Consider the following 18,433-nt stretch of genomic DNA (forward strand, 5'->3'; position numbering starts at 1 on the left):
CGACGACGTGAGACAGGCGTACACGATCCTGCCCGTGTACACGGGCGACGTCTCGGGGGTGTGCTCGGCCCTCTTCGAGCTGGGCGGCATGGTGGTCATCCACGACCCCTCGGGGTGCAACTCCACCTACAACACCCACGACGAGGTGCGCTGGTACGACCAGGACAGCCTCGTCTTCATCTCCGGCCTGACCGACGTCGACGCCATCATGGGCGACGACGAGAAGCTCGTGCGCGACGTGGTGGAGGCCGTGCGGCAGACGCGCCCGCGCTTCGTGGCGCTCGTCAACTCCCCCATCCCCTATCAGGTGGGGTGCGACTTCGCGGCGATCACGCGCGAGGTCGAGGCCGCCACGGGCACGCCCACGCACTACCTGGCCACCAACGGCATGCACGACTACGTGCACGGCGCGGGCATCGCCTTCGCCGCGCTCGCCGACCTCGCGGTCACGGAGCCAGACGCGCGCACGGGCGAGAAGGACCCGCTCCCCGCGGCCGCTTCCGGGCGAGGCGCCCTCTCCGCCGTGAACGTCCTCGGCATGACGCCGCTCGACTTCGCCGCGACGGGGTCGCGCGACTCCGTCGCCCGCTTCGTCCGTGAGGCGGGCCTCTCCCTCGGCGCCGTCTGGGCCGAGGGCTCCACCCTGGACGAGCTGGCCGCCTCCGCCTCGGCCGCGCTCAACCTCGTCGTCTCCGCCACGGGGCTCGCCGCCGCGCGCAGGCTCCGCGAGCGCTTCGGCACGCCCTACGTGGTGGGCCTTCCCACCAGGGGCTTCTCGGGCGAGCTCGCGCGGGCGATGCGGGCCTCGATCGCGGACGGACGCTGCCGCAACGCCTGCCTCGACTACCGGCGCGCCGCTGCGGCCGGGGCGGACGGGCCCGGGGCCGGCGGGACGCCCGACGTGGCCCTCGTGGGCGAGCCCGTGCAGATGGGCTCGCTCGCGGCCTCGCTCGCGGCGGCGGGCGTCGCGTCCAGGGTGGTGAGCCCGCTCGAGGACACTGCCGGCCTCGTGGACGAGGGGCTGGGCGACGAGGCCGTCTGGGGCGAGGAGGAGGTCGCCCGGGCGCTCTCCGGCGCCGGCACCGTCGTGGGCGACCCGTTCTTCTCGCTCGTGTGCGCGGGCGCGCGCCTCGTGAGGATGCCGCACCTCGCGCTCTCCGGCCGCCAGTGGCTGCACGAGGTCCCGAACCTCATGGAGGTGGACCTCGCGGCGGAGCTCGCCGGCGGCATGCCGCAAGATGGCACGACCCTGAATCGACCCTCGGAAGGAGAAGGGCATGAGTCTTAACGACACCCCCTCGGCGGAGCGCGTGCACATCGGCTTCTTCGGGCGGAGGAACGCGGGCAAGTCGAGCGTGGTCAACGCCGTCACCGGCCAGGACCTCGCGGTCGTGTCGGACACGCTGGGCACCACGACGGACCCGGTGGTCAAGTCCATGGAGATCCTGCCCCTGGGGCCGGTGACCGTGGTGGACACCCCCGGCTTCGACGACGCCGGCGAGCTGGGCGAGCTGCGCGTGCAGAAGACGCGCAAGGTCCTGGGCTCCACAGACGTAGCGGTGCTCGTGGTGGACGCGACCACGGGGATGGGCGCGTGCGAGCGCCAGCTGGTGGGGCTGTTCCGCGCGCAGGACACGCCCTACCTCGTCGCCTACAACAAGTGCGACCTCCTGGGCGAGGTCCCCGCGAACACCGCGCACGAGGTGCACCTGAGCGCCCTCACCGGCGCCGGCGTCTTCGAGCTCAAGGAGGCCATCGCAAGGCTCGGCAGCGCCGGCAGGCAGGAGCGGCCGCTCGTGAGCGACCTGCTCGTCCCGGGCGACGTCGTGGTCCTGGTGATCCCCATCGACAAGGCGGCCCCCAAGGGAAGGCTGATCCTGCCCGAGCAGATGATGGTGCGCGACGTGCTCGACGCCGGCTGCGAGTCCGTCGTGGTGCAGCAGACGATCCTCGCGGGCACGCTCGAGCGCCTCGCCGCCGCCGGCACCAAGCCCGCGATGGTGATCACGGACAGCCAGGTCTTCTCGGAGGTCGCCCGCATCGTGCCCGCAGACGTGCCGCTGACGAGCTTCTCGATCCTGATGGCGCGCTACAAGGGGCTGCTCGCGAGCGCCGTGCGCGGCGCCGCGGCGATCGACCGGCTGCCGGAGGGCGCGCGCGTGCTCGTCTCCGAGGGCTGCACGCACCACCGCCAGTGCGGCGACATCGGGACGCAGAAGATCCCCGCGTGGCTCAGGCAGCACACGGGAAGGGACTTCACGGTGGAGGCCTCCTCCGGCCGCGGCTTCCCCGAGGACCTTACCGGCTACGACCTCGTGATCCACTGCGGCGGTTGCATGCTCAACGGCCGCGAGATGCTCAGGCGCATGCGCGAGGCCGAGGCCCAGGGCGTCCCCATGACCAACTACGGCGTCGCCATCGCCCACATGAAGGGGATCCTGCGCCGCACGCTCGGCCTCTTCCCCGACGTGCAGGCGATCCTCGACGAGGGTGTGCGGCCGCAGGCGGCGGCCACCCAGCCGCAGGCCACGGGCCAGGCGGGCGACAAGGACCGGGAGGAGAGCGAGTGAGCACGGTAAACGAGCGTCGCATCGAGGAGCTCGCGCGCGAGCGGACCCTGTCCGCAGGCGAGCTCGCCGCCCTTCTCGCCACCCTGACGGACGGGGAGGCGGAGCTCCTCTATGCGCGGGCGCGGGAGGTGCGCGAGCGCTACTACGGCAAGGACGTGTACCTGCGTGGGCTCATCGAGTTCACGAGCCACTGCAGGAACGACTGCCTCTACTGCGGCCTCAGGCGCTCCAACGCGCGCGCCGAGCGCTACCGGCTCTCCGAGGAGCAGATCCTCGCGTGCTGCGACCAGGGCTACGAGCTCGACTTCCGCACCTTCGTGCTCCAGGGCGGCGAGGACGTGGCCTTTACGGACGACGTCGTCTGCGACCTCGTGCGCAAGATCCGCGCGAGGCACCCGGACTGCGCCGTCACCCTCTCGATAGGCGAGAGGCCGCGCGAGAGCTACGAGCGCTTCTTCGAGGCGGGCGCCGAGCGCTACCTGCTCCGCCAGGAGACCTCCAACCCCTGGCACTACGGCAGGCTGCACCCCGCCGAACTCTCGATCGCCAACCGCAAGCGGTGTCTCAGGGACCTCAAGGAGATCGGCTACCAGGTGGGCTGCGGCATCATGGTCGGCTCGCCCTACCAGACGTGGGACTTCGTGGAGGAGGACCTCAGGTACATGGCAGACCTCCAGCCGGAGATGGTGGGGATCGGCCCCTTCATCCCGCACAAGGACACGCCGTTCGCGAACTTCTCCGCCGGCACGCTCGAGGACACCCTGCACCTGCTGGCGGTGATCCGCCTGATGCTGCCCGAGGTCCTGCTGCCGGCGACGACCGCCCTGGGCACCATCGACCCGCGCGGGCGCGAGCTGGGACTGCTCGCCGGCGCCAACGTGGCGATGCCCAACCTCTCCCCGCGCGACGTCCGCGCCAAGTACCTGCTCTACGACGGCAAGATCTGCACCGGCGACGAGGCGGCGGAGTGCCGGCTCTGCATGGCCCGGCGCTGCGCGAGCGTGGGCTACGAGGTCAAGGTCTGCCGCGGCGACCACGTCTCGAGGCAGCGCGTCGCAGGCGAGGCGGAGGCGCCCTCCCTCGTCGCCGCGGGCGGGGCGGACGCGTCCGGAGGCTGCCCCCTGGTGGAGTCGCTCGGCCGCGGACTGGGGTAGGCGCCGGGGCAGGCGCCGGCGCCGCGACCACCGCGGCGCCCGGCCGGCCGCACGCCCCTCCGCCCGGCCTGGGGGGGCCAACAGCCGCAGCAAGCTGCTCTCGTAGCGCTCGACAGTCATCTTGTCCTGGGATTGCATACGTCACGTCCCGCGCGAGAGCGTCTTCGCGAGCGTCGCCTGGCGATTTGTTGCGCAACATAATTAGCTTGACCATATGGCACCATGGTCTACGCTAACTGCAACCAGGCGCGGCGCAGCTGGCGCAGCCCGCGCTGCAAGTCGCGCGAGTTCGGGGAATCATCCCCGCATGCGCGGGGAGCACCTTGTTCCAAGGCTCCGCGCCGCCCGGTGCAATGGGATCATCCCCGCATGCGCGGGGAGCACCATGGCCCTTTCTTCTTTGGCCTTTCGCCTTTCGGGATCATCCCCGCATGCGCGGGGAGCACGGCTTCCGGCTTATATACGCCGGTCTTGTCCTTGGGATCATCCCCGCATGCGCGGGGCGCACCGGGTTTGATGACTTCTTGGACATGAGGTTGCCGGGATTATCCCCGCATGCGCGGGGAGCACGAGGTCAAGCCCCTGAATCTCGTTCATGTTCTCAGGATCATCCCCGCATGCGCGGGGAGCACCCCACGGGACCCATGGGATAGCGGCTTCATAGGGGGGTCATCCCCGCATACGCGGGGAGCACGCGTCCAGCTCCGCGAGCGTGTACGCCCGTCCGGATCATCCCCGCGTGCGCGGGGAGCACCGCTTTCGTAAAAGTCCCCCGAAGAGCGGGACGGGGATCATCCCCGCATGCGCGGGGAGCACGTCTGCCGTGCCGCGACTGTGGCGTCTGCCGCGTTCGGATCATCCCCGCATGCGCGGGGAGCACTCGGCGAAACGTCGTAGACCTTCTTAATGATTTGGGATTATCCCCGCATGCGCGGGGAGCACGCAGCCGACGAGTGACGATCTCCTGCCTTGCCCGGGATCATCCCCGCATGCGCGGGGAGCACCTGGACCAACCCGAGCCGCTCCAAGTGGACCCCAGGATCATCCCCGCATGCGCGGGGAGCACAACCCGGTTTTGACCTACAGCAACCCGTCCTCGGGATCATCCCCGCATGCGCGGGGAGCACCTCCCACTGCCCCGAAGCGTTCTTGCTGCGGTCGGAATCATCCCCGCATGCGCGGGGAGCACGCCCTTCGTCTACGACTACCAGATCAAGGGCTTCGGATCATCCCCGCATGCGCGGGGAGCACTCGGCGCTCGCGACGTAGTCACGAATCGTGTCGAGGATCATCCCCGCATGCGCGGGGAGCACCTCGCGCGTCATCTGCTTCAGCATCGTGTCGGTGGGATCATCCCCGCATGCGCGGGGAGCACCTCGCGCGTCATCTGCTTCAGCATCGTGTCGGTGGGATCATCCCCGCATGCGCGGGGAGCACCTGGAAGGTGTCGGCATTGCCGCCAGCAACCGCGGGATCATCCCCGCATGCGCGGGGATTACCTGTTGCCAAGCAGCGCCATGTCTTGCTGTGCCGGGATCATCCCCGCATGCGCGGGGAGCACGGAAGACCGGGAGGAAGCTAGCTACCTGGGCGCGGGATCATCCCCGCATGCGCGGGGAGCACCGAGCGTCGAAGCGCTGACCGCAAAGCAGAATGTGGATCATCCCCGCATGCGCGGGGAGCACCCGTCGCTATGCCACGCCCCTAGAAGGGGACGTCGGATCATCCCCGCATGCGCGGGGAGCACCGTCAGGAAGGCCGACATCGTGGATTCGAAGTTGGGATCATCCCCGCATGCGCGGGGAGCACGAAGCCGTCAAGCGTGATGTTGGTGAACTTCCCGGGATCATCCCCGCATGCGCGGGGAGCACCACCTCTACCGTCTTCTCGAAGTCGCGCGCCCTGGGATCATCCCCGCATGCGCGGGGAGCACTTCACGTCTTGCTCAACCACGACTGGAAGCGGGAGGATCATCCCCGCATGCGCGGGGAGCACATCGACGGCACCATGAACATGCAGAACATCAATGGGATCATCCCCGCATGCGCGGGGAGCACTCACCTCGCGGGTGAGCATCCCATTCTCGACGCCGGGATCATCCCCGCATGCGCGGGGAGCACTGAGGGGCTTACCGTCGCGCAGAGGATTCTGAACGGATCATCCCCGCATGCGCGGGGAGCACGATGACGGCCTTTCCGCTAGCCATGTCGGGCATGGGATCATCCCCGCATGCGCGGGGAGCACCAGCCGGACTGCATGCCGTCCTTGCTGCTCGAGGGATCATCCCCGCATGCGCGGGGAGCACTCGTCGTTACCGAGATGGCGGAGAGCATCAAGCGGGATCATCCCCGCATGCGCGGGGAGCACGTGGAGGTAGGACGTGGCGAAGCTGTGTCTTTGGGGATCATCCCCGCATGCGCGGGGAGCACGTTCTATCTCGCGCATGGCATCCCGTTCTTCCTGGGATCATCCCCGCATGCGCGGGGAGCACTCGCGTGAAACATCGTCGGCATTGTCCTCTCGCGGGATCATCCCCGCATGCGCGGGGAGCACCGAGAGGGAGCTGCGCCTGCGCCTCATGCCCGCGGGATCATCCCCGCATGCGCGGGGAGCACGCTCGTGCCAGGCCGTCCCCGCAATGTACCCGCGGGATCATCCCCGCATGCGCGGGGAGCACGGCGCTCTCCGACGGGCAGGTCAGCGCGGACGAGGGATCATCCCCGCATGCGCGGGGAGCACTCAGATTGCGCAAGGGGGTGAAGCAAATGCAGAGGATCATCCCCGCATGCGCGGGGAGCACGTCTACGTAGTGACCACTGTCGTAGGCTTCCTGGGGATCATCCCCGCATGCGCGGGGAGCACTGGAAGTCGCTGTGAGGAGGAAGAGATGGGCAGAGGATCATCCCCGCATGCGCGGGGAGCACGTCCTCGCGGTCCTCCGCACACCACATGACGCGGGATCATCCCCGCATGCGCGGGGAGCACCTGCCCTGGGCCTCCCGCAGCTCGCACACGCGGGGATCATCCCCGCATGCGCGGGGAGCACCATAGGACAATAATTCCAACCACAAGCGCTGCTAGGATCATCCCCGCATGCGCGGGGAGCACGATAAGCCCCTTCACGTTGGTGCTCTTCTCGCCGGGATCATCCCCGCATGCGCGGGGAGCACCACAATCTGCCGCTGAATCGCGATGTCATCGGAGGGATCATCCCCGCATGCGCGGGGAGCACAAACGCGATATATTTGCTGCAACAGGATGTTGTAGGATCATCCCCGCATGCGCGGGGAGCACGACGTCAGGCTTGGACGTCATCGGCTCGCCCTGGCGGATCATCCCCGCATGCGCGGGGAGCACGCGGTTGCGCATCCACTCGGTCACGAAGCCTACGGGATCATCCCCGCATGCGCGGGGAGCACTTGAGATGACGTTCCCGCGATTGGTGAGCGTGAGGATCATCCCCGCATGCGCGGGGAGCACATTGGACTGATTATAGGCGCTGTCGCTGGGCTGGGGATCATCCCCGCATGCGCGGGGAGCACCTTCAGCATCAGAACCTTGACCGTCTCGTCTAGAGGATCATCCCCGCATGCGCGGGGAGCACCTCGATGAAGCGAGCAATGTCCTCGCCCATCTGGGGATCATCCCCGCATGCGCGGGGAGCACAGCAGAGGCGACTTTACCGCAATCGTTGAGGCGGGGATCATCCCCGCATGCGCGGGGAGCACACTTAACGACCTGCAGCATTGTACGACTAATCCGTAAAACGTATGCACTTGTCAAAGTTCACTCCCCCTGCCAGTTACTGGAGGGTCCGCAATCCGCGATAGCTCAAGCGAGCTATCTCCCGTACTTCCTAGCTGCGTGATACTTGCTTGCGTTGCTCCAACCGCTCTCCGGCACCGGAACCATCGTGGCATCGTCCGTTCCGAGCGGCCGCTTTATCAGCTCGACCCCATCACAGTCGAAGGCCTGCCAGTCAGGTTGGAACGTCTTGAAGGCTAGGTGCTGTTCGTTGTTCGACGAGTAGACCATAATCGCTCGACCGTTATGCACCATCCCGAGCACGCGCGACCACAGGCCCTCCCTCACCCTTGCTGACACGCTACCAACGAAGACTCCGGGCGATATCTCCAGCAACCACCTCGTCAGATCACCACGTAACCCCACGGGACAAGCGGTCAGCACGATTACGAGCATCCCTAGTCACCCTCTCGCTCAAGATCCTTGCCATAGGACTTCCCGGCTGACACCTCTTCCGCCTTCTCGTCCCAGAGCGCAACATGGTTGACGTCTGGCCGCATCTTCGCAGCTTGTGCAGAATCGTCCTGACCGAGAAGACTTTTGATGTCCGTGGCCATACGTGGAAGCAGTCTCAGGTCGAAGACCTCGTCCCTCATCATCCTTCGCGTCTCTGCGCCAATGTCCATGGGTTTCTCGGCAGCGGTCTTGAACGCGACCGGGATGGAGAGTTCGGCCTTGTAGAGGTCGGCGATGTCATACACGAATGACCTCTCGTGTCCCGTATGAACAAAGCCCAGGCCAGGCGAGCACCCCAGGGAGACGATTACGGAGTGCGCGATTCCGTAAAGGCAGACGTTCGCTGCAGAGAGGGCCTTGTTAATCTCCGTGGCATCGTCAAAGTCGCGCGGGTTGTACTCCCGACAGGTCCATGGGACTCCGGTCTTCTTTGACCACTCCTTGTAGATTCGACGCACACGCACCCCTTCGCGCCCCCTCAGCTGACCCATGGTGAGCTTGCTCACGTCCTCGCCGGGGAACCTCATTCCATACATCTTCCTTGCTACGGCCAACCTAGTCCTCGTGTTCGAGACGAGCTTCGCCTGCGCCTGCAACAGCGTGCTCGAATGGGTGAGCGGTCGTCCGAAGGCATACATTCTGATGCCCCTCTCCCCCACCCACACGACAGATGCACCGCTCTCGCCCAACAGTGTCATCGCGTCGTGCGTCATCGACGAGCCAGGGCCGAGCAAGATCACACTGAGCGTGGCCGAGGGGATGTAAGTTGTCCCCTCGTCGTCCCTCACGGTGATGGCGTTATCCCGTCGGTTGATCTTGCAGTGCTCGAAGTAGAGGAATGAGATTCTATCCTCGACCCTCACTAGGTCGACGAGGTCAGGTGGAGGGGCGCCTCCTGCCCGACCTCTCTTCGCGGTATTCGCGTCAGACATGGGCGCCCCTCTCAAGGCGACATACATTATTGCTGATGGGACATCATCCAAGCGGCGAGATGGTCAGGAGGCCGCACCCAAAGCCCTTAGCCCTACCCATCCCGAAGCAGAGGGTATGCCTCAGCAGATACGAATCACTTACTTCGAGAACTCCGTCGTAGACGGCCGTGACGAGGGTGACCCGTCGTCCGTCGCGCTCGAACCTCTCCTTGTGACGCTGGGAGAGCACGAGCTGGTCGTAGCCCTCGGGAGTCGCACACACCCTGAAACCGTGCTCCTCCGCGCGGCGCAGGAGCCAGTCGGCCTGCTGCTCCATCGTGACGTGCCCTTGGATGGTTCCCACGACCTTGGAGTTTGGAGTTCTCCCCTCGTCGGCGAGCACCTTGCGCGCAGGGTTGGCCTTCAGCCGAAACCGCCATTTCTGGCCGCTCTTTATGCGGTCGAGCACCGGCGTATAGTCCTTCGTCTCGCCTGATCCCGAAGCGGACCAGCCGCACGACTCCGCGATGTGGGAGAAGTCCGGGCGATCGGGGCTCACGACATAGAGCCACGTCTCGTGCGTCGGACCAGCTGACGAGTCGACCCTCCAAAGTATCCGGCCCTCGTCCGATTTGCGACAGGCATCTGGCGGAAAGGCATTCTCGACTGCCGCGTGCATCCGGTACGGAGACGCGAGCAGTCTCATCGTCTCTGGCCTAGCGGTGTTCAGCGGCGTCCTGGAGATGTACATGTTCCCTCCTCTCGCTTAAAAGAAGCCCATGGGGTCATGTGCGGGAAGCTTCTCTCCCGGCTGATGCCGAGCATCGCCATCTCGGTCGGACAGGTCTTCGATGCCGACCCTAAACCTATGGACGCCCCTGCCCGCATAGCGTCTGCACGCGCCGCTGAAGCTGAGCGGATGGTCATCCTGGCTCTCCGCGGGTTCATCCTCGCGTGCGTCGCAGGCCACCTCCAGCTCCCTGAGCCTTGGGTTACGTCGTCTGTAGCGCTCCGTGGCGAGCCACGCCTCTGACGAGAGTGCCTCTCTGACGTCTGCGTACTCCTCGCGGACACCTAGCGCAGGGGGCCTGTCCGGCGGGCAGGATCTCCTCCCGAGAAAGAGCGGCCAGACCGGGTGTGAAACCGCATCGCAGATGGTCTTCAGCCAGTCCGCATCCCCTGCAAGCGCGACCAGGAACTTAGCGTCGGAGAGGTAGTAGCGATACGAGAGCGGCATGGCCTTCTTCGTATCTCCCCTAGGTCGCTCGGTCTGGAAGTCTACGAGAATGCTCCCCGGCTGGTCCAGTCGCACCCCAAACTCGAGGGACGTGAGGTCGTCCAGGGAGTCCTCCCTAGACCTGCCGAGAGCCGAGGCCAGCATGCCAACGATGCCGCTCTTCGTGGGCTCGCCTCGCGTCCCCCTCCTCACGTACCTTGACGAGTCCCCCCATGACTGAAGAGGTCCCGACAGCTCCAACAGAAGCACGGACATTACGCCTCACCTGCCGAAAGGGCCTCGGCGACGCTAGACCTTACCCCCTCGAGCATCTCGGGGAAGCTGACCTTCTCGCCTATCCGCTCCAGGGACTCAGCACCTCCGTCCACGGCGGTCCACCAGACCTTCGCAGGAGCGTTTCCGTATGTCTCCGAGAACTCGGCGAGCTTGCGTGCAAGACGGTCCTCTGCCTGGCGCGAGATGGAGTCGCCCTCCTTCGCAATCACCGGGGACTCGAACGCTGAGACCCCGTTGACCGGTTGGTCGTTGCGCAGAGCAACAAGGACCAGGCTCGGAAGCGTCCTGTTGGCGAACGTGTTCTGCTTGCCGGTCGGCATCGACTCGACGAAGGCCTTCAGGAACGCCTGCGCCCCGGCGGCAGCCGCCTCCACGTCGCCAAGCTGTTCCTCGAGGGAGGGCAGGCAGACGGTGGCGTACCTATAGAGCGTAGACGAGTTGAACCCGATGGTGTCGAGCATCGCGGCACCCGCGTTGTCATCTGCAGAGCAGTCGTCGACTGCAGTGAAGTAGTCGTACTCCTGCGTGACCTTGTTAACGGAGATGGCGTGGGCGACCTGCGCGCTCGCATCGGTATTGAGGTCGGGTGCGTCAGCCAGCATCCTGCCGAAGAGGGCGATGTCTAGCGCCTGCTTACCATGAAACGCCTCTTGGACCTTCTTCTTCCAGTCCTTGGACGGCTTCGACAGGTCTTCGCCAGCTTCCCGAGCTTCCACGGCTATGTCCGCGAGCTTCTCGATCTCTGATCTCGCTATGAAGATGAGGTACTGGGAAACCGCGGATCCCTCCTCGGATCCGCTCCTCCTCGACTTCTCGGTCTTTACCCCAGTAATCTTGAGAACGTCGCTCGCGAGGTCCTCCGACACCTCCTGTAGGTCGGGGTTCTTCCGGTCGATCGCCTCCTTGATCAGCGCGACCGCGTGCTTGGTGCGAACGCCGAGCTTCTCGGCGTCCACCAGGCGGGGGAACATCTCGCGCATCGCGTGCTTCCACGCCTGGCTCGAGACGCGCGACCGCTGGTAGCCTCCGTAGATTGCCGTCTTGGGTGTCCCGGTGTCATCACGGTTCATGTCACAGGGGGGTACGCTCTGCAGAACATGCATATCAAGATACATTGCCGGCCTCCGTTACCTGGATTCCTTGGTTTCCGTAGCTTCCTCGTTCTTCGTGCTCACGCTCGGCTCGAAGCGGAAGAAGTCCCTCGCCCATCGCATGAAGACGTCCCCTCGCGTTTCATCGAACTGCAGCTCGAAGAGGTCCGACGCGAGCAATCCGAAGTCGAGCTGGATCGGTGCGGTGGTCTTCGCGGTACGTATCAACCTGACGAGCGTCCGCACGCCCTGCCTGACGCCCTGAAAATCCGTGGCGGCCTCTATCGAGGCGAGCCTACGCTTGACGCCAGAGGACCCCTCGCCACGATTCGACTCGACGAACACTCGGCAGGCCTTGGCGAGCGAAGCGCCCGCGACCCTCCCTTCACCGCCTACGGCTACCGGCACACCCTTGGCCTGCTGCAGGATCGCGTAAAGCTGTAGCGCGGTCCTGACGCTTTCCATCTCCTTCCTCTCGACGTCCTCACCCGCCGAGAGTTCAGGAAGGCCAGCGAAGATCTCCTCTCCCACGCTCATCCACGAGGCCTCGCCCGCCGTGTCCAAGCGCCTTAGGCGTGCCATTGTCGCCCTGGACGAGGCTTTGCCAGCAAGGTATCCGGACTGCAGGCCCAAGACCTTAGAGTCGACGTACCTCGAGATTGCTCTGGACATCCCTCTGATCGATGACGTATGAATCACTCCCTCCCTGTCCTTGCAGAGACGCCCTGCGGCTCCACCAGACCCCGCACGTCCTTGTCCACGGGTCTTCCGAGCAGTTCGTACAGGCTCGCTCTCAGCAGGGCCATGGCCCTGCCGACGGTCATCCCGTCGTGCTCGTCGAAGAACGACCTCTCACATGAGTTCATGTAGCGGGTCGCGTACGCGAAGAGCATCCCACGCACCTCCCCCTTCCAGCTCGTGCAGTAGCTCTGGACCTCATCCGGCTCCTCGGGGAAATGGGCGAGGCGCGCGCGGCAGTCCGCGTCCAGCACGGAGTAGACAGCCTCCCTGACACGCTCCCTCTCCGTCTTGGCGACGGTGGATGAAGCCTTGTCGCCCGCGGCCCTCTGGGTGTTAGAGACGAAGTTCTCGACCTTGCCGACGGCTTGGTCGATCAGCTCGATGGTGCCCAGAGCCTGAGAGCAAGCACTGGACTCGTGGTCGACGAGGGATACGCTCAGGTCGAACTTATCGTCGATGGCATCGCTGAAGACGCTGTTCTGGGTCCCGTATCCCATCCCCTGGGCATGGATGGCGACAACCGGGAGGTCCTTCGCGGTGAGGACTTCCTCGTACCGCAACCGCTCCACCCAGCGTATTACCCCAGGTCGAAGGTCTCCGCTCTCCCCGATTGCGACGATTGACGCCAGCCCCCTCCAGACCGCACGTGAAGGATCGTGCAGCTTTGGCATGCGAGGCACGTACGGCAGGTTCAGGCGCTTCTGCTGCGCAGGACTCGGCCTCCAGGCGGTCATCGGCTCCGAACCATCCATGTCCAGGACGTTTGGGATGTCCCCATAGCAGCTAACCACGCCGATGACGTGCGTCTTTTCGTCGTCGAGGACCAGTCGAATGCGCCTGCTCTCCCAGGTGAAGCATTGCACGGGGCCATGCGGCTCTCCCGGGCCGGGGACGCGATAGTCGCTCGAGGTCGTATCCCTCTCCCAGGCCGGGATGTCCCCCTCGCAGCCCACAATGGGGGTTTCGCCACGAATGTCGTCCATCAGGACCAAGTTGAGCATCAGCGTCTCGAACAGGTTCCGCCCCTCGAGGTACAGACCCCCGATGGCCCCGAGCATGCCGGTGCCTACAGCCCCCTTGGGTGGGTACACCTTCCCCTTCTGTACATGCGTGTTGCCCTTCACTGGTGTCTTGATGCCAGCAGTCGCGTACGCCTGCTGGAACACCAGCCACCTCGCAGCCTCCGCGAACGACAAGCCCTCGAGCCGATTCCTGTTCCTCAGCGAGAAGAGGAACTTGTCGTCTTTGGGAATGTCCGCGACGAGCTCGCCGATGCCATCAGGCGCCTTGTCTGCGTACTCGAGACCCGCCACCTGAAAGAAGGGATGCATCTTGTCGAATAGGTCGAACCTGTCCAAGAGGGGGTCGACGTACGCATGGATGGCATCCATGTCGAAGGCGTGCGCCCGCCAGGTCTCCTCCCAGTAATCCAGGAGCTCGTCCTCGCCCGTCATCCCGCAATTCGACAGGGACATGAACAGAATCGCGAGCGTGAATCGGATGACTGGCAAGGTTTGCTGTTTCGAGTCCCCGCCGATCTCCCGGATGTCGTAGGAGTCCCTTAGCAGGGTGTCGATTGACACCTCTCGGCTACAGCCGTCCTGGTAGACAGCGAGAATCCAGCTGTCCACGTACACATTGAAGTGAGGGGTCTCCTCGTCGTCTGTCAACGTTCCTCCTTCCACCGTCCTTGCTCATCGCATCTAAACAACGGCCCCACGTTCGTGGGGAGCACGAAGCTCCCTCCATGTTTCAGGGGTCACCCCCGTCAGGGGAATATCAGAGCTTCTGACTACTATTCTATTCTCAACTGAAATATGGATGTTTTATTATCCTTGAACGATCGATAGTCCCGCCCGACGGGTATACGCGACCCTCTTCCCCATGACCGTCGCCTCGAAGTGACCGGGTTCCACTTCTTCCATGGGGAGCAGCAGCCTGCCCGAGAGCCACGGCGACTCTTGCCAACACCGGACGATCGGCCAGCAGCCCTGCTCAAGCTCGTTGATGCAGTCGTCGTGTTTCTGGAGCGGACATATGGAGAGGGGAAGTCTGACCGCGCACTGGGCAAGAAGGACCGACTGCTCGACGCTTGGCTCGGAGTCCTCTGGCAACGTCTCTCCTCTGGCCACTCCCCGACCGCCGACCCAGGGCATCAGGGCAGCCTCGCCATCGGAATCCCTGCGTACGAGGAGCACCTCTATCGTCTCCTGCGTGTCACGCACAGCGCGCTGCCCACGGTCCGCATCACGCAGGAGACACTGCCCGCCCTGCTGGCCGGAGTCGACCCTGTCACTGAGGTTGGATAGGGTCTTCTTCTGGCCGATCATGAACTCAGCGCCGGGGAGCAGGCAGGCCTTGGCCCTCTCCACCTTCAGGGCGTCCCTATCCCTCCTTGCGTCGCGCTGGGAGGAGTACGAACGTGCCCAGCCGTCTGGGACGAAACCCGCGACCTCCTCCGAGTACGCCGTCCTGACCAGCCGCGGTATGTCGTACGGAAGGGTGATGGCCTTCGTTGGACCAATCTCCTCGAGACCGAGAACCGCCAACGCCTCCACGAGGCTTGCCTCGTTATAGACCTTGGTCAGACCGGGGGCGAAGACCGGCCCCTGACTCTCGAACGAGGAGACGCCCCTCAGGTAGCAAGAAGCGGCCCTCAGCGCCGCAGGCCTCTCGCAATCCCCCTCTCCGCGGGCATGACGATGCGTCCTGCCGAGCCTCTGCATCAGTAGGTCGACCGGCGCGACGTCAGTCACGAGCAGGTCGAAGTCGATGTCCAACGACTGTTCGAGCACCTGCGTCCCGACGGTGACGGAGAGCCTCGGCCGGCGTCCGTCCTCCACCGTCGCATGCGGCCCGAGGGTCTCCCTGAGCCTCCTCTCGTTCTCCATGCGGTCTACGTCCATGAAGCGCGAGTGGTCGAGCGTTACCACCTCCGTCCCGAAGGCTTTCGCAAGCGAGCGGGCAACCTCCTGCGCCCTTCCAACGGTGTCGCAGATGACTCCCGCGCAGCCACCCTCGGAGAGACGTTCCGAGAGAAGTCCCACGAGGTCGTCGACTCCATCCCCTATCAGGGACAGGGACACGCTCACTGACCTGCCTGACGGTCTCGTCTGCTCGCATTTCACGGTGCACCCGTCAGAGTAGGTAATCAGCGGGTACGCGTCCGTACCTGGACCCGTGGTCAAGCTCGCCTTCGCTCCCAGGGAAGAAGGCCCCTCTTCCGGCCCCTCGAAGGTGCCCCCGCTTCCGGAGGCGCGCGCTACGCTACCGCTCGAGGCGTCCCTCATGACCCTCGCCGAGCCCTCCGGAGACTCGCCGAGCCTCCGTCCTGCGAGGTAGGACTCGACGAGCTGGTCGCGCTGCTCAACCGGCAGGGTCGCCGAGAGGAGGATGACCGGCGTCCGCCAGCATCCCAGCCACTGGAGCATGACGTGCAGGTACTGACGCATGTAGACGTCGTACGCATGGCACTCGTCGATGACGATCACCTTGTTTGCCAGCGCAAGCTGCCTGAGCGAGAGGTGCTTCATCTTTAGGGCTCCCATGAGCACCTGGTCGACCGTGCACACCACAAAGTTGGCGAGCATGCCGCGCTTGCGGCCAAGCATCCACTCCGAAACGATGACGTCATCCGCCCGCATCCGGTCTCCCTCGTCCTCCGAGTCGCCGCCGAAATAAAGCGATGCCTGTTTCCGGGAACGACTGACGAGTTTCTGGAAGCGCTCGTTGAGCCTCGCCTTGCCATGCGCGAGGAAGATGTCCTTGTCGGCCGTGGACTTGCCGTTAGGGAGCAACTTGAGCCAGGACTCCACCCGGTCGTACATCGCATCGGTCGTCGCCATCGTCGGGAGAGCGACGCAGACGCCGCCGAGGCCGTACCTCCACGCGAGCATCTCTGCCGCGCAGAGCGCCGCCTCGGTCTTGCCCTCGCCCATGGGGGCCTCGACCACCATGATGCCCGGATCCGACGACTCCCAGGCGATCCGTGCCGCTGCGGTCTGCACCGGTCGCGGCGCTGCGCCCTCGGGGAGCGCGAAACGCTTGGAAAAGAAGTGCGGGAAAGGGACAACCCGCGGTTCGTCCTCGCTCCATGAGGGAGGGATGGATGCGCCGGCCCACCCGCGCCGGCATCGTTCCGAAGCCTCTAGGGCGCCCATCCGTCCTTCTCCACCCAAGAGCGGAACCAGAGGGAAGAGCCCTTGATCGCTCGCTAACCAGTCGGTCATGACGACCAGACCGGTGAGGACGCTCTCCACCGCCGCCGTGATGCCATCCGACCTGAGCTCTTCGAGACCGTCCGGCGAGAGGCCTGCGAGCTCTGCGGCGCAGTCCATGAGCTCATCCTGCACCTGCACCCACACGCTCGAGCCCTCGCCCTCGATGCCGAGGGCGAGCTTCTTCTCATTTGCGTCGGCGAGCCTCTGTATGGTCGGGAAGCGACCATGATGGGCACCGACCACACAGGCAACTGAGGTCGCGGCCTTCTTGCCAGACCTTCCCTCGCCGTATCCATGGCCCTGCAGGTACCGGGTAAGAAGGAACTGCCCGGCGATGGGATGCGTTGGATCCCGGCAGCCTGTGAGGTCGCGCCTGATGACGAAACCGGCATGCTCCGGCTTCCAGAGGAGGTCGCCGGACTCGCCCGGACGCCATGAGACTCCCTTGGCCTGGAACACCGGCGTAGCCTTGCCGATGTCGTGAACGGCAGCGAGGAACACGAACAGAGAGCGGGCGCGAGAGAGGTCGCCGTCATACGCCCTGGCGACGATGTCCCGCGTTGACGGTGGGACCCACTCGTCCCAGAGCTTGTCGGCGACGCCCGCTGAGTCGGCCATATGGACGTAGAGCGGAAGCCACTCCTCGCCCACCCCGTAGTCCGACTTCCCCCAGAGCGAGCGCCCCTGCTCCGACAGCGTCTCGAGTGCGTCGTACCCCACCATCGAGCCCTCCCCTGGTCTGTAGCGGCTTGGATATAAAAGCCTGAATCCACTTTGCCATAGCTACGGGACATTAATTCGGAGACGGGGGCAGACGGGGTACGACGACGCGCGTAGGACTCACCTGTCGGCGCGGATGCGGGACGCGACGGGGCTGTGCTTTAGCTGGAGCGCCTCGGGGCCTAGGGAGAGCGTTGCGGACGGGGTGCAGGCGAGGGGCTACACGGGTTTCTCCGCCAGCAGGCAGAGCCAGTGACGTCGCTCTTCGCGGCTGGAGCGGACGCTGACGAAGCCCGCCTCGCGCAGGAATTCCGCGAGCTGCTGCTCCGTGTAGATGGAAAGGTCGTCGATCACGCGCGTCCAGCGCGTGTCCCGGGGGTCGGTGCCGTCGGCTTCGTTCACGACGAGGAGGGTGCCGCCGGGCTTGAGGACGCGGAGCACCTCGCGCAGGCTCGCGACCGGCCCCGGCCAGAAGTAGACGGTCTCGAAGGCCGTCGCCAGGTCGAAGGTGTCGGTGGGCAGAGGCAGGTCGGACACGTCGGCCTGGAGGGTGCGGCAGCGGCCTGAGGCGACTTCGGCCGCGTTCACGCGCGCGGTGCGCCCGACCGACTCGGGCGAGTAGTCGATCGCGGTGAGGCTCGCGCCTGGGTAGCGGCGCAGCAGCTCGGCGGCGTTGCGGCCGCCGCCGCAGCCAAGCTCCGCGATGGAGCGCGGCGAGGTTGCGGGCAGCTGCGCCATGCCCCAGTCGGAGACCGCCGCATGCTCGGCGTTCATCCTGGAGAGCATCAGCCTGCCGCGAAGCCCGGTCGGCTTCCGCGTGTTGTTGAAGAACGAGCGGATCAGGCCCATGGCTGCTCCCTTCGTCGGGGTGGGCGCTCGGCGCCGGCGCAGGCGCGGGTAGCGCGGGCGGCGCGTGCGCGGGCGGCGCGTGCACGGGCGGTTCCGAGCCGATAGGACGATTTTATCCGAATAAGTTTGTCTTGGTTTACTATTATCCCCCGAAAGGGCGGATGCGGGCGCGCAGGAGGCCGACGGACGCGCCGGCCGAACCCGTGCGGTTACGCACGGCTGGGGTCCGCAAACGTAGAGTGCCTACAAATCCACAAACCTAAACTCAGTCGTGCGTAATTCGTGAATTGAATTTCGAAAAGCAACACCGTTGCACCAAGTCATGCAGGGACGGCAGATGAAATTGGAGGCAGGACGGATTCCGCATCCGTCCTGCCTCCGTCTCCTCTAGCATCCCTTTTGCT

The 18,433-nt window shown here is 65.4% G+C and carries 12 protein-coding genes and 1 CRISPR repeat array; of the genes, 3 read left to right on the plus strand and 9 right to left on the minus strand.

Going from position 1 to position 18,433, the window contains the following annotated elements:
• Positions 1-7: 7 nt before the first annotated feature.
• The 3 genes from VXJ25_RS09440 to hydE are packed head-to-tail and all read left to right on the plus strand — an operon-like array spanning position 8 to position 3,724.
• Entirely contained in the window at positions 8-1,288 is a 1,281-nt protein-coding gene (locus VXJ25_RS09440; RefSeq protein WP_330958966.1) for a nitrogenase component 1, read from the plus strand.
• Entirely contained in the window at positions 1,278-2,570 is a 1,293-nt protein-coding gene (gene hydF, locus VXJ25_RS09445; RefSeq protein ID WP_330958967.1) for a [FeFe] hydrogenase H-cluster maturation GTPase HydF, read from the plus strand. Before VXJ25_RS09440 ends, hydF begins: the two co-directional genes overlap by 11 nt.
• Positions 2,567-3,724, plus strand: coding sequence for a [FeFe] hydrogenase H-cluster radical SAM maturase HydE (hydE, locus tag VXJ25_RS09450; RefSeq protein WP_330958968.1), 1,158 nt, complete (start codon positions 2,567-2,569; stop codon positions 3,722-3,724). The genes hydF and hydE overlap by 4 nt, the downstream gene beginning before the upstream one ends.
• A 294-nt stretch (positions 3,725-4,018) precedes the next feature.
• A CRISPR array of direct repeats spans positions 4,019-7,452; the repeat unit is 28 nt; unit sequence GGATCATCCCCGCATGCGCGGGGAGCAC.
• A 112-nt stretch (positions 7,453-7,564) separates the two neighbouring features.
• Here the strand turns inward: hydE and cas2e are convergent.
• The 9 genes from cas2e to VXJ25_RS09495 form a co-directional block, all read right to left on the minus strand.
• On the minus strand, positions 7,565-7,924 hold the full coding sequence (gene cas2e, locus VXJ25_RS09455; RefSeq protein WP_330958969.1) for a type I-E CRISPR-associated endoribonuclease Cas2e: 360 nt from the start codon (positions 7,922-7,924) through the stop codon (positions 7,565-7,567).
• A 2-nt stretch (positions 7,925-7,926) separates the two neighbouring features.
• On the minus strand, positions 7,927-8,916 hold the full coding sequence (gene cas1e, locus VXJ25_RS09460; protein ID WP_330958970.1) for a type I-E CRISPR-associated endonuclease Cas1e: 990 nt from the start codon (positions 8,914-8,916) through the stop codon (positions 7,927-7,929).
• A gap of 43 nt (positions 8,917-8,959) precedes the next feature.
• A complete protein-coding gene (gene cas6e, locus VXJ25_RS09465) occupies positions 8,960-9,646 on the minus strand; it encodes a type I-E CRISPR-associated protein Cas6/Cse3/CasE (RefSeq protein ID WP_330958971.1) in 687 nt (228 codons plus the stop codon).
• Between the two features lie 15 nt (positions 9,647-9,661).
• A complete protein-coding gene (gene cas5e / locus VXJ25_RS09470) occupies positions 9,662-10,387 on the minus strand; it encodes a type I-E CRISPR-associated protein Cas5/CasD (protein WP_330958972.1) in 726 nt (241 codons plus the stop codon).
• Complete coding sequence (gene cas7e / locus VXJ25_RS09475; protein WP_330958973.1) at positions 10,387-11,523, minus strand: type I-E CRISPR-associated protein Cas7/Cse4/CasC; 1,137 nt, start codon at positions 11,521-11,523, stop codon at positions 10,387-10,389. The genes cas5e and cas7e overlap by 1 nt, the downstream gene beginning before the upstream one ends.
• A gap of 12 nt (positions 11,524-11,535) precedes the next feature.
• A complete protein-coding gene (casB, locus tag VXJ25_RS09480; RefSeq protein ID WP_330958974.1) occupies positions 11,536-12,171 on the minus strand; it encodes a type I-E CRISPR-associated protein Cse2/CasB in 636 nt (211 codons plus the stop codon).
• A 23-nt stretch (positions 12,172-12,194) separates the two neighbouring features.
• Entirely contained in the window at positions 12,195-13,910 is a 1,716-nt protein-coding gene (gene casA, locus VXJ25_RS09485; protein WP_330958975.1) for a type I-E CRISPR-associated protein Cse1/CasA, read from the minus strand.
• Positions 13,911-14,069: 159 nt separating this feature from the next.
• Positions 14,070-17,183 (minus strand): CRISPR-associated endonuclease Cas3'', encoded by a 3,114-nt coding sequence (locus VXJ25_RS09490; RefSeq protein WP_330958976.1) that lies wholly within the window; start codon positions 17,181-17,183, stop codon positions 14,070-14,072.
• A 216-nt stretch (positions 17,184-17,399) separates the two neighbouring features.
• Positions 17,400-18,029, minus strand: coding sequence for a class I SAM-dependent methyltransferase (locus VXJ25_RS09495; RefSeq protein ID WP_330958977.1), 630 nt, complete (start codon positions 18,027-18,029; stop codon positions 17,400-17,402).
• Positions 18,030-18,433 lie beyond the last annotated feature (404 nt).

Origin of the sequence: Olsenella absiana (assembly GCF_036408855.1) — a bacterium.
Taxonomy (GTDB): domain Bacteria; phylum Actinomycetota; class Coriobacteriia; order Coriobacteriales; family Atopobiaceae; genus Olsenella_K; species Olsenella_K absiana.

What these genes read in the sequence shown, in the direction of transcription:
- casB (WP_330958974.1), bottom strand. Translation starts at nt 12,171, where the DNA reads ATGTCCAGAGCAATCTCGAGGTACGTCGACTCTAAGGTCTTGGGCCTG.
- cas1e (WP_330958970.1), bottom strand. Translation starts at nt 8,916, where the DNA reads ATGTCTGACGCGAATACCGCGAAGAGAGGTCGGGCAGGAGGCGCCCCT.
- cas5e (WP_330958972.1), bottom strand. Translation starts at nt 10,387, where the DNA reads ATGTCCGTGCTTCTGTTGGAGCTGTCGGGACCTCTTCAGTCATGGGGG.
- cas2e (WP_330958969.1), bottom strand. Translation starts at nt 7,924, where the DNA reads ATGCTCGTAATCGTGCTGACCGCTTGTCCCGTGGGGTTACGTGGTGAT.
- hydF (WP_330958967.1), top strand. Translation starts at nt 1,278, where the DNA reads ATGAGTCTTAACGACACCCCCTCGGCGGAGCGCGTGCACATCGGCTTC.
- VXJ25_RS09495 (WP_330958977.1), bottom strand. Translation starts at nt 18,029, where the DNA reads ATGGGCCTGATCCGCTCGTTCTTCAACAACACGCGGAAGCCGACCGGG.
- cas7e (WP_330958973.1), bottom strand. Translation starts at nt 11,523, where the DNA reads ATGTATCTTGATATGCATGTTCTGCAGAGCGTACCCCCCTGTGACATG.
- cas6e (WP_330958971.1), bottom strand. Translation starts at nt 9,646, where the DNA reads ATGTACATCTCCAGGACGCCGCTGAACACCGCTAGGCCAGAGACGATG.
- VXJ25_RS09490 (WP_330958976.1), bottom strand. Translation starts at nt 17,183, where the DNA reads ATGGTGGGGTACGACGCACTCGAGACGCTGTCGGAGCAGGGGCGCTCG.